This is a genomic window from Fimbriimonadia bacterium (assembly GCA_039961735.1).
In the GTDB taxonomy this organism is placed as follows: Bacteria; Armatimonadota; Fimbriimonadia; order Fimbriimonadales; family JABRVX01; genus JABRVX01.
In genome coordinates, this window is the sequence record JABRVX010000008.1 from 1 (window position 1) to 11656 (window position 11656).

At 63.9% G+C, this 11656-nt stretch carries 12 protein-coding genes; 7 read left to right on the forward strand and 5 right to left on the reverse strand.

From position 1 onward, the window contains the following. Window positions 1-178: 178 nt before the first annotated feature. Window positions 179-433 (reverse strand): YjbQ family protein, encoded by a 255-nt coding sequence (locus tag HRF45_02800; protein MEP0765458.1) that lies wholly within the window; start codon window positions 431-433, stop codon window positions 179-181. Beyond that, window positions 434-1366 carry a polysaccharide deacetylase family protein gene (locus tag HRF45_02805; GenBank protein MEP0765459.1) on the reverse strand — a complete coding sequence of 311 codons (933 nt, stop codon included), beginning with the start codon at window positions 1364-1366 and terminating at the stop codon, window positions 434-436. 34 nt (window positions 1367-1400) lie between these two features. Between HRF45_02805 and HRF45_02810 the strand changes: the two genes are divergently transcribed. The 7 genes from HRF45_02810 to HRF45_02840 are packed head-to-tail and all read left to right on the forward strand — an operon-like array spanning window position 1401 to window position 7120. Next, the gene (locus HRF45_02810; GenBank protein MEP0765460.1) at window positions 1401-1961 is read left to right on the forward strand and encodes an HDIG domain-containing protein; all 561 of its coding nucleotides are present in this window, start codon (window positions 1401-1403) and stop codon (window positions 1959-1961) included. Window positions 1962-1964: 3 nt separating this feature from the next. Then, entirely contained in the window at window positions 1965-3203 is a 1239-nt protein-coding gene (locus HRF45_02815; GenBank protein MEP0765461.1) for a competence/damage-inducible protein A, read from the forward strand. Next, on the forward strand, window positions 3200-3760 hold the full coding sequence (gene thpR / locus HRF45_02820) for an RNA 2',3'-cyclic phosphodiesterase (protein MEP0765462.1): 561 nt from the start codon (window positions 3200-3202) through the stop codon (window positions 3758-3760). The genes HRF45_02815 and thpR overlap by 4 nt, the downstream gene beginning before the upstream one ends. A 10-nt stretch (window positions 3761-3770) precedes the next feature. After that, window positions 3771-4814, forward strand: a complete 1044-nt coding sequence (gene recA, locus HRF45_02825) for a recombinase RecA (protein ID MEP0765463.1) — start codon at window positions 3771-3773, stop codon at window positions 4812-4814. Continuing rightward, window positions 4811-5287, forward strand: a complete 477-nt coding sequence (locus tag HRF45_02830; protein MEP0765464.1) for a RecX family transcriptional regulator — start codon at window positions 4811-4813, stop codon at window positions 5285-5287. Before recA ends, HRF45_02830 begins: the two co-directional genes overlap by 4 nt. A gap of 52 nt (window positions 5288-5339) precedes the next feature. Next, the gene (locus HRF45_02835; protein ID MEP0765465.1) at window positions 5340-6110 is read left to right on the forward strand and encodes a TIGR00282 family metallophosphoesterase; all 771 of its coding nucleotides are present in this window, start codon (window positions 5340-5342) and stop codon (window positions 6108-6110) included. Between the two features lie 41 nt (window positions 6111-6151). Continuing rightward, complete coding sequence (locus HRF45_02840) at window positions 6152-7120, forward strand: hypothetical protein (GenBank protein MEP0765466.1); 969 nt, start codon at window positions 6152-6154, stop codon at window positions 7118-7120. Window positions 7121-7126: 6 nt separating this feature from the next. On the opposite strand, the gene HRF45_02845 is transcribed toward HRF45_02840, so the two are convergent. The 3 genes from HRF45_02845 to HRF45_02855 are packed head-to-tail and all read right to left on the reverse strand — an operon-like array spanning window position 7127 to window position 11226. Then, entirely contained in the window at window positions 7127-7645 is a 519-nt protein-coding gene (locus HRF45_02845; protein ID MEP0765467.1) for a hypothetical protein, read from the reverse strand. Between the two features lie 6 nt (window positions 7646-7651). Beyond that, on the reverse strand, window positions 7652-8416 hold the full coding sequence (locus HRF45_02850; protein MEP0765468.1) for a hypothetical protein: 765 nt from the start codon (window positions 8414-8416) through the stop codon (window positions 7652-7654). Further along, entirely contained in the window at window positions 8413-11226 is a 2814-nt protein-coding gene (locus HRF45_02855) for a hypothetical protein (protein MEP0765469.1), read from the reverse strand. The genes HRF45_02850 and HRF45_02855 overlap by 4 nt, the downstream gene beginning before the upstream one ends. Window positions 11227-11656 lie beyond the last annotated feature (430 nt).

Below are 11656 nucleotides of genomic sequence, written 5' to 3' on the forward strand. Positions count from 1 at the left end.
CCTGAGCCTCGAGCTCCGCCGAGCGGCCACGGTGAGAGCCGCTTCGTCCATCGTGCCCTTCTCTGGGCCAATAGACCAAGTGATGAAACTAAACATGGCCACCACTCGCACGGATTAGTATGCGACGGTATTGTATCACGACTCCTGACCGCTGTCAGGATTTCGCCGGGGGGGGGGACTAGGGCTTAAGTCTTAACAACCCTGCGTAGACCACGTCTTTCGGGGCGAGTTGCTCGAACGCACGCTGCAGGTCGGCGACGAGCCCCGGCTCGAACTCCACGGTGGTGAGCGAGGCGGTGGAACCGACGACTGCTGCGCACACGATACCTTCCTTGACCCCACTCTCCCTCACGGCCTGCAAGAGCTGCGGCGTGATGTCCACGATGTCGGTGTTGCCGCGTGTGCGGACGTCGATGACGTGTGCTATTGTCATTTACCTCCTGCCCTGTAACAGCGGGCGGATGTAAAGCTTGTACAACAGGCCGGCGAGGCCGTCGGAGTAGCTGATCAGAATGCGTGGCAGGATGTGGGGGTCGTGCCGGTCGCCCGCGATGCCGAATCGGACGGTGACGGCAGCGAGGTATCCCCTTGCACGCACGGCGCGTACCGCCACCTCTCCGTAACGGCCGAAGGGGTAGGCGAAGGTCTTTGGTCGCACACCGATGCACCGAACCAACTCCTCCTCCGCCGCGGCGATCTCGGCCCAGATCCCGCTCTCACCGTCTCTCGGCTCGTCGAACCCCATCTCCTCGGCCGCGGACCTAGCCGTCTCACGCTGCGCCCCCGACATGTCGTGCCGACACCCCGTTTCGTCATGCTGAGCCTGTCGAAGCATGCTCTCGGTTGCCGCGCGCTCTCGGCTATCGGCGCGAGCGAGGCGGTCGGCGACGTCATGCTTCGACGGGCTCAGCATGACGGGTCCGGGCGCTGGGCGTTCACCTGCGGTTCTCTCCGACCCGCACACCGAGGGGATGGGTGCGGAAAGGTCGGCGTGGGTGTGGGTGTGGTTGCCGATCTCGTACCCGGCATCGCGGAGGCGAGTCAGTGAATCCCAGTCGGCGAGTTGGCGCGCGTTCTCTCCATCCCACCGACTCATATCTCCCACGAACGCGGTGACAGGAAACACCGTGCCCGTGGCATCGTGGTCTTTGGCGGCCTGCAGCAGCGGCTCCGTGGAGCACACATACGCATCGTCGAACGTGAGCACCACGCACCGCCCCTCGGCTGCATACAGATCTCGGAGGGGTATCAGTCGGTAGCGGCGCGCGAGGAAGGCGACCTGCCTGCGGAAGTCCCGCACGCTCACGTTGAGGAATCGCTCGTGAGGTTCGCCGACCTTGTGGTAACAGAGTATCGGCGTGCGCATTGCTCGGTAAGTGTACCGGAGTACAATCCACCCTATGAAGACGAGGCAAGAGGCCTGGGATCTGATGTGCCGCCACACCGAAACCGAGAGCCTGCGCAAGCACATGCTCGCGGTGGAGGCCTGCATGCGCCACTACGCCGCCAAGTACGGTGAGGACCCGGAGGTGTGGGGCATCGTCGGCCTGCTGCACGACTTCGATTACGAAAAGCACCCCACCGCCGAGGAACACCCTCTGGTCGGAATGAGCATCCTGAAGGACGAAGGCTGGCCGCCCGAGATCATCCGAGCCATCGGATCGCACGCCGCCGAGCGCACGGGAATCCAGCGCGAAAGCCTGATGGAACGCTGCCTGTTCGCCGTGGACGAGTTGTCGGGGTTCATCTTGGCGGTCACGTACGTGCGGCCCTCGCGCAGTATCACGGAAGTCGAAGTTTCCAGCGTCAAGAAGAAGATGAAGGACAAGAGCTTTGCGGCTGCTGTGAGCCGAGAGGAAATGTTGCAGGGGGCGGAGGAGCTGGGGATCCCCTTCGAAGAACACGTTCAGAACTGCTTGGACGCGATGCGCGGCGTAGCGGCGACGCTGGGGATCGAGTAGCCGATGAATGCCGAAATCGTGTCGGTCGGCACGGAGCTATTGCTCGGGCAGATCGTGGATGCGCATGCGCCGGTACTCGGTCGGAGGCTGGCCGAGATCGGCGTCGGATGTACGCACCGGCAGACCGTCGGTGATAATTTGCAGCGGGTAACCGATGCGCTTCGGCTTGCGCGTTCGAGGGCAGACGTCGTTATCACTATTGGAGGACTTGGGCCGACCGAAGACGATCTGACCCGCGAGGGTATCGCAGCGGCGTTCGGCGCGCCGCTCGTGCACGACCCGACTATCGAGCAGGGGCTCCGCACTTTGTTCGAAGCTCGAGGGCTGCGATGGGTGGACTCGCAGCTTCGTCAAGCGATGAAGCCGGAGGGCGCAGAGGCGATCCCCAACCCCAATGGCACCGCCCCCGGCCTGTGGCTGGAGCGCGAGGGCAAGATCGCCATCGCGATGCCCGGGCCGCGCGGCGAGTTCGGCCCGATGCTGGAGAACCACGTGCTGCCTCGGCTCAGCCGTCTGAGCGCTGGGGTGCGCATCGTGTCGCGTGTCGTGCGAGTCGTCGGCATCGGTGAGAGCGTCGTCGAGGAGATGGTGAGGCCGCTGCTGAAAAGCGAGAACCCTACGATCGCCCCCTTGGCCCACCTGGGTGAGGTGCATCTTCGCATCACTGCGCGAAGCAACGACTCCGAGGAGATTGAACGACTGCTGGACCACGCCGAGCACGAGCTGCGAGCGATCCTCGGCGATGCAGTGTACGGGGTGGACGAGACGACGCTGCAGGAAGCCGTGATTGGGATCCTGCGAGAACGCAACGAGACGCTTGCATGTGCCGAGAGCTGTACGGGCGGGGGTCTCGGAGCGGCCATCACCGAGGTCCCGGGAAGCAGCGACGTGTTCCTCGGTGGCTTCATCACTTACTCGAACGATCTCAAGCAGAAGCTGCTCGGGGCCCCGGAAGAGGTGTTGCAGCGACACGGTGCGGTGAGCGAGGAGTGTGCACGCGCGATGGCAAGTGGCGCGCGCGCTGCGACGGGCGCCACTTGGGCGCTTTCCATAACGGGGATCGCGGGGCCCACCGGCGGGACGGACGAGAAGCCGGTCGGTCTGGTGTTCATCGGCATCGCCGGGCCGGTGGGAGTAGACGTGGTGAGGCACCGTTTCCTCGGGGGACGGGAGGACGTGCGACGGCGGTCACGGCAGGCTGCACTAACCCTCTTGCGCGCCAAGCTGTTGGAGGCGCGATGAGGGTCTTTCTGGCGCTGGAGATGGACCGAGAGCCGAGGGAACATCTCGCCAAACGGGTGTTGGAGCTGCAGTCCCGCATCAGCGGGGGACGCGTCGGGTGGGTAGTGCCCGAGAACCTTCACATCACCCTGAGATTCTTGGGCGAGTTGAGCGAGGATCGGGTCGCAGAGGTGCGGCAGGCTGTGGAGAGCATTTCCTACGGAGCCTGCCCCTTCGAGCCGAGCCGTTGGGGCGCGTTCCCGGATGCCAAGCGTCCGCGAGTGCTGTGGGCTGGCTGTTCGCCGGAGCAGGAGCAGCAGGTCGCCGGACTTGCAGAAATGGTAGAATTTCGTCTACACTCGATTGGCATCCATAGGGAGCCCAAGCCTTTCCGCGCGCACGTCACCGTGGGACGGGTGAAGGAGCCGGTACGGGGAGTTGCCGAAGCCTTCGAGGCGAGTCCGTTGCGCGGCATCGGGCTTTCTTCGGGCGAGAGCTTCGTGCTGATGGAAAGTCGGTTGGGCCCGGGCGGATCGAAGTACACGGCGCTGGCGCGCTTCGCGCTGGGAAAGGAATGAGGGAATGACGATGACCGATGAGCTAAGCAAGGAGAAGGCACGCGCGCTCGAAGTTGCGCTGTCGCAGATCGAGAAGAACTTCGGTCGCGGCGCCGTGATGCAGCTCGGACAAGGAAAACTGCCGGAGGTGTCGGCCATCTCCACTGGGTCGCTCTCGGTGGACCTGGCGATCGGAGTCGGCGGCGTGCCGCGCGGGCGCATCACCGAGCTGTACGGAACGGAGAGTTCGGGCAAGACCACCCTCGCACTGCACATCGTGGCAGAAGCGCAGAAGGCCGGCGGATTGGCGCTCTTCGTGGACGCCGAACACGCACTGGACGTGGAATACGCGCGCAGGCTGGGCGTAGACGTAGAGAGCCTCTACATTGCACAACCCGCGACGGGTGAAGAGGCCCTGGAGATTATGGATGCGGTGGTGCGCAGCGGTGCGGTGGACGTTGTCGTTTTGGACTCCGTTGCCGCCCTGGTGCCCAAAGCGGAGATTGAGGGGGAGATGGGCGACACGTTCGTCGGCGTGCAGGCGCGTTTGATGTCTCAGGCGCTCCGCAAGTTGGGCGGCAGCGTTCATAAGTCGAACACCGCAGCGATTTTCATCAACCAGCTCCGCGAGAAGATCGGCGTAATGTACGGCAACCCCGAGATAACGCCGGGAGGGAGGGCGCTGAAGTTCTGGGCCTCGGTTCGCCTGGAGGTGCGACGCGGCGAGATGCTGAAGCGCGGAACCGATCAGTACGGAGCGCGGACCAAAATCAAGGTCGTGAAGAACAAAGTTGCGCCTCCGTTTCGCACGGCGGAGGTGGACATGATCTTCGGCCAGGGCATCTCGCGCACTGGGGACATCATTGACGTAGGCCTCGCAACGGGCGTGATCAGCAAGACCGGCACCTACTACAACTTCGGGGATCTGCGACTCGGCCAGGGGCGCGACAACGCGAGGGCGTTCCTCGACAACAACCCGCAGTTGGCCGACGAGATCGACGCGGCAGTGCGCGCGAAGATGAAGGAAGGCGCGAGCCTGCCCGCAGAGCGCACCGCGGTGGTCGAGATTGAATGAGCGAGTCCGAGGCGGCTGACGAAGCATACAAAGAGGCGATGAGTCGGGCAGGTCGCCTGTTGCTGCGGGGGCCGTACTCCAAGTCGGCGCTCGTCGCGCGCCTGGCGGCGGAGGGCTGCGACCATGCGGCTGCGGCGAAGGCGGTGGCCAGCCTCGCCGAAAGTGGCTTCGTGAACGAAAGTCGGGATATCGAGAATTTGATTGGCGACGGCTTACGGCGGGGCTACGGCAGTCTCCGCATCCGCATCCGGCTGGAGCAGGCAGGCTACTCGGAAAGCGCGATCGATCGCGCGATCCAACGGGAACTGTCACCAGAGAAAGAGGTGGCTACTGCAGTTGCCTGGCTGACGCACAAATTCCGTTCTACTGGGAAGCGCGACTTGCCCCGGGCATTCGCCGCGCTGGCGCGACGGGGTTTTCCGGAAGACGTGGCGCGGGATGCGGCGGAGCGCGTGTTCGGGGAGGAGCAGTAGACGACAGTGCTACAATCTAGCCTCTCGACCACCGACAAGGCTGGAGTGGCACTTGCGCGTTCTGTTCTTCGGAGACATCGTGGGCAGACCGGGGCGGCGTGGCGTCGCCTCGGTGATTCGCGATTGGACTGAACGCTTCCGGCCCGACATCGTGATAGCGAACGGGGAAAACGCAGCCGGTGGGATCGGAATCACGGCATCCATCGCACGCGACATCTTCGGGCTAGGAATCCGCGTGATGACCCTCGGCAACCATGCGTGGCAAAAGCGCGAAGTCTACGATTACCTGGACAGCGAGCCCTGCATTCTCCGCCCCGCCAACATGCCACCGGGCGTTCCCGGTCGAGGGATGGGGGAGTATCCGGCGGGTAGGCAACCGTTAGCCGTCCTCAACCTGTGCGGGCGCGTGTTCGTCGGGGACTACGACGATCCGTTCCGGTGTGTGGACAGCCTGCTTCAGCAAGTGAGCGCCCGATGCGTGCTGGTGGACTTCCACGCAGAGACTTCCTCCGAGAAGCAGGCCTTCGGCTGGTACGTAGACGGCCGCGTGTCCGCCGTCGTGGGCACGCACACGCACGTGCAGACCGCCGATGAGCGAGTATTGCCGGGAGGGACGGCCTACATCACCGATGTGGGGATGTGCGGCCCGCAGGATTCCGTAATAGGGATGGACAAAGACACCGTGTTGCGCAAGTTCACTACGCAGATGCCCGCTCGCTTCGAGGTGGCTAACTCGGAACCGGTGGTGTGCGCGGTCGTCTTGGAGATCGAAGACGAGACCGGTAGGGCATCGAGCATCGAAAGGCTTCAGTGGAGGGGCTGAGCGTCTCTCCCGACGATGGGTACCAGAAGGAGGTACGGCAGATGACGAGGTTGTTCGGAGTAGGAACGACGATGGTTGCGGCTATGCTCGCGGCGAGCGCCTTCGGCGCGGTGACGATCTATGGCGGCGGAGCTGGGGCAGAGAACGGCTATACGTTCGGTCCTTGGGGGGCCGGTGCCGCCGTCGAGTCGAAGGAGATTGCCCGCACGGGAGGGCATTCCATCAAGGTTACGACCCGCGGGTACTTCAGCGGAGGACAGATCGCGCTGGACAGGCCGGTGGACGTAAAAAGCCTCGCTGCGGACCCGAACAACCTCATGGTGTTTTACGTGTACCTGCCGGAAGCTGCCACGGGCGGAGGCTACGGCACCGGCGGAGGTGTGGGCCCCACGGTCGGCGGGCCGATGGGAGGTGGACCGACGAAGGGCGGGCCTCCGGGACCCGGGCCTTCAGGCGGGAGCGTCCGCGGTAGCGGCCAGATCGGTACGGGGGACGCAACCCCCATCAGCGTTCGGAATCTGCGTGTGCTCATCTCGACCGATGACGGTAAGTTGTCCGAGGTGTTCTTCCGCGTATACCGTCACTACCACGCACAATCCGGATGGCATGGCTATGCGCTGCCGATTGCCAAAATCCCGGGCTTCGACCGCACTAACGGGCGTATCAATGGCTTCCGCTTCTTCGCGGATGCGCCGACCACGTTCTATGTGGGCGAGATCACGGCGATCAACGATGCAACCCCCATCTCGGGGGAGATCCTGTCCATGAACACCAACCTCGCGAGGGACGACGAACCCGCCTTTCTCGCAGTGGGGCAAGCAGGGGTGACCCCGCTCTTGTTCTACTGGGACTGGGACGACAGAGACGGCGTGCAGATGGAAACGGAAGGCCCTGCCGTATATCACCGGTTCCGCGTGCCGGGCGACTACACGGTCACTCTGACCATCGCCGACGCGTACGGAGTGAAAAAGCCCTTCCAGACGACGATCTCGGTGACTGTGAACCCGTAAGAAGGGTCACCACTCTGGACTGAGACCGAGCGCTCGACGCATGTCGGCGGTGGTGTAGCGCCACCTCCCGCCCGTGAACTCTAGGGGTAGCTGGATATTGGCAGTGGCCTCCGACCCGTCCTTGAGCGCCCTCACCCGCACCGCTATCGGAACGGTCGAGCGATTGTTCTGAACGGGGGACTCCTTAACTTCGTACGCGATCACCTGGTAGCCACGCCGCTTCAGCTCTTCGATGATTTGCTTGCCGTACATCTCGATGCCGCCGCCGAAGTCGAGGCGGCGATCTTCGTCTTCCGTGAAGTTGATGTAGTAGGCCAGATCGCGAGGGTTCTCGGTCTGGAGTGCGAACATGATCTTCTCGGCAGCCGCGGCGGGACCCTGCGATCGCATGACCATCTTCACGACGAAATACAGGCCGACGAGCACCGCCCCAATCAATATCGGGATGAACAGCTTCTCGATGGGGAAGTGCCTGTACTCGTTGAAGTAGTACCTGCTTTCCGTCGAGGGAGTTCTCCTTGCCATTTTGCCTTATTCCGCTCCGCTGGACCTGACCGGCATTATGGACTTAAGTGCCTGCTCGTCGGTTCCTGCTGCGAAACGAAAGAGTCGGGCGCGAAACGCATCGAAAGAGGACCAACCGTTCCAACGCTCGGCCCACGTCCCGGTCAGCCCCCCGGCGAAGGCGACAATGTTCGCATCGCCCACTCGCCACGTGACGAGCAGCGGGAACACGTCCGCAGCGAGGTGCACCTTCGCATCGCGCCTGGCTTCCAACAGGTTGTAGGAGCCGACGGTAGGGGCTGAAGCCCACCCCAGGAAGCGCAACAGCCCGCTATGCTCGTCTTGAACCGTAGGTCTGTCAGCCCTTCCGGTTCGCGTCCCTGTCGGACCCGGTGCGACGGCGATTACCGGCAGCCATCGGGCGAGATGCGCGGACTGGAGCCCGGCGTCCGCGTACCCTTCTGGCCCCCCCTCCACTACCAGCCCCAATCCCTCGGCCATCGCGTCGCACAACATCGCATCGAAGTTGCCGAGCCGCTTGGCGAGGTCGCGGCCTTGCTGCAGGAAGACCGCATCGTACTGACTCCGAAGGTCCGAGCCGTCGGCAGCTAACGCTTCGAGCGTTTCCGCTCTGGCTTCGACGACCGCGATGCGGATCCCGTAGGGCTCCACGGCTCGGGCTAGGCGCTCGCATGCCAGAACGTCGGTGGCGACGGCCAGCACCCTGGCTTCGTCGGCTGCAAAACACGCGAGTGGGATGTAAGCGAGTAGGGCCGCTCCTAGAAGTCTCATTTCGTGGCGAAACGATACCCTTTCAAGTTGGGCAAGGAGGAGACGATGACGAAATCGGCAGTGAATGCCGCGCCGTCCTGCAACGTCAACGTGTGCACGCCCTCTCCCAGCCGAACCTCGCCGAGACTGATGACATCGCCTTCTCGCGTCCCCTGTCCGGGCTGCGCAACCACCTGGTCGTTGAGCAACACCGTCGGAGTGATCAGGTCGGGGCCGCGCAACGTGCGGATGAACAGCGAGTAGCTACCCGCTGCCTTGATCTCGAAGCGCGTGGTGATCGGCGCGTCGGCCGGAACGACGAGCGCGGTCACTCCAGAACCGGGGCTGCAATCGGGGCGAGCAATGGTCTCGGCGCGCCCTGGATCGAGGAACTTCTCACACTGCAGCAGGAACTCGTCGGTGTTCGGGCCGAGGGGCGTAGCAGAGGTCCCCCCGGGCTGCACAGTCACCGTCCTCGACTCGGTCGCGTCGGGCGTGCGCACGGTTCGGGTGCTGGGCGCCGATGACGTGTTGTAAAACACCAGTTTGTCCGAGAGCATGGTGGTGTACACGCCGTCACGGCGGTTGTCAATCTCCAGGGCATCCTCACGCTTCGGGTCCACCTCGGAAAGCCGGTAGATCAACATTCGAGCAACTTCGAGATAGTCGGACATGCGCACCCTGGTAGCCGGAAAGAACACGCTAAGCCCATCGCCCACCTCGGCCGACCAAAGATCACGGACCTGTGACGCCTCGACGCTGGACCGGAAACGACCCACCAAAGGCTCCGGGGCACTCGACGAATCGGCCCGACGAATCACCACACGCCGCACTCCCAAACCGATGTCGCGAAGATCTTCGGAGTCTGCGAGGTGCTCTCCGAAACGCCAGGTGTCGGACTGAATGGACAGCCTGCAGACGGGGCGGGTCACCCAGGCAGACGGGATGACGAAACGGTAGGCCACTTCGCCGGAGCGCGGGAGTTTCCCAAGCAGACGGCCCTCGAAAAACACGCGACGCTCGTAGCCCTCTGCCTCCGCCGGCACCCAACAACGGATCGTCACGGAGTAGTCCTGCCCTTCCTTCATGGGCAGTCGGACCGAGACGTTTGCTCCGGCATAGCGAATGGGCAAGTCGCCGGCACGTTCCGGCGGGTACCAGTCGCCTTCCAGCAGCCAATCTTGCTTCGGGTCGGTTACGTCCACCTCGTACACGTCCGGCGTCTTGCCTTCGTACACGTCCTTCAGCGCGGCGGGTGAGGCGGTGGCCGCCTGTGGGAACAACGCTGCGAACGCCTCCGTGGAGCCATCGGGTGTAGCCATCTTACCGAAGTCGTAGGCGAGCAGCACGCCGCCCTCCTTCAGCCAGCGTTCCAAGCTCGAGAGCGTGGCGGCATCCCACACGGGACCCTCGAACAAGATCGCCACTCGGTACTTGGACAGGGCGCCTTCCTGGATCAATCGCTCGTCCAAAACGTCGAAATCGGCATAGTCGCGAAGCAGAGTGGCCCCTTGCAGATACAGCGACGGAGCGGACTGGTCCGGGCGGAGATACTGCGTGGTAGAGGGGTACAAAACCGCGACATCGGTCTTTGGGATCGCCACGGTCAGGTAACGGCTTAGCTGCAGCGCGGCGTCGCCATGGCGGCTCCAGTTCTCGTGCCAATCGAGATACCCCGAGGCGCCGATGCAGACCGCTTCTGCAAGGCGCTGCGAGAACCCCTTGGCATCCGAGGGGGCCGCGGACTGCAGCCAGATGGGCACATGGTAGTGCTTGGCGGCAGCCCGAGCCAAACCGAGGGTGAGAGCGTGGTTTCGCGCAAAGGCGTGGTAGCCACCGACGGTAAGCAGAACGACGGCTTTGCGCTTTGCCGCCTCCTTGAACAGCGCAGTGATGTCCGCGCCGATCTTCGGCGAGTTGTCGGGCGGGCCGACGGGTAGCAGAAGGAGACTGTTCGGGCAGGCTTCGCGGGCAACATCCATTAAGCTGCCGCTCATGGCCGTTATGCCGTCGAGATACCAGCGCACGAAGTCCAGCCGGGCCACGTAGCCGAACTCAGGGCCGAGTGGAAGCGGAAGGGGCGACGAGGTCTCGATGTCTGCATTCCAGGCCTCGTTCAGCTCCTCGAGCCCACCATACTTGGTCAGCATGGCGCGGCTGAACGCCTCGCGAGCGTGATCGTCGGCGCACCAGAAGGATGGAGTCTCGACGATGCTTCCCACGGTGTTGGCCCACTGCGTCCGAAGGTCGTCCGACAAGCCTTGCATGCCCACCAGCAGCCCGGCGTCACCGAACTGGCCGTGGACCCCGACGATGGCAACCGGCGGCGAGCCGAACTGTGCCGCCGCAGCCGACCAGTTGTGCTCGGCGAACGTGCGCAACGCGGGCGACCAGGGCGAAAGCGCAGGAACGCTGCGGCCGGTCTCGGCAGAAACGAGGAAGTCGCGGAGGAAGCCGGTGCGTTGCCAGGCGTTGGGGATGGCGGCGTGCACCGACAGACCCCAGGCACCGCCGGCCTGCTCGACCGCGTCGCGCTCGGCGGAGGCGCGTGACCAGTTCCACACGCCCTCCTGCGTCTCCGGAGTGCCGAGCGTGTCCATCTTGGTAACGAAGAGGTCTACTCCCAACGCCCGCAGCGCGGGAATGTCGGCGATCACAGAGGCGGTGCTTGCGAGCACCATGCGGTCGCCGGCCTTGGACTCGGCCAGATACGGGTTGGAGCCCGGTGCGGGCGACGGTACACCCGCGAAGGAGCGCACCAGCCGGGACGGATCCGGCTGGCCCTGCAGGCTGAGGCACAGAACCGCGACAGTTAGAGCGGAGCAAAGCATTCGGTGGAGTTCCTCCGTGTCCCCCCTATTGCTTGGACCTGGTTGGGCGACGCACGTGTCACCCGACTTCCAATTCTGCGCGATTCGTCGGCTCCCTGTCTTAGCGCCGCAAAAGGGGTGGGTGCGCTGCGCCACATCCGGAGGTGCGGCGGGGTCCCAAAGAGTGCAACGCAAGAGAGAGTCGAGCAGTAATTCACTGGGGCAGTCCGAATGAGGGCGGGATTCGCCCCGATCCGACAGGAATCGACCGATTTTCTGACTGCGGGACTCTCGAGGCCGATCCGTCTTAGGTTCAAACCGCAGTGAGAGTCCCGCAGAATCGGCCGAAAAACATTATTTTTGTTGCAATGCGACTGCCCATTTGGGACCCTGCTCGGACCGCGGTTGGTGCGGGATGGGCGAGATGGGGGTTCCGCTGCCGGGTGAGATG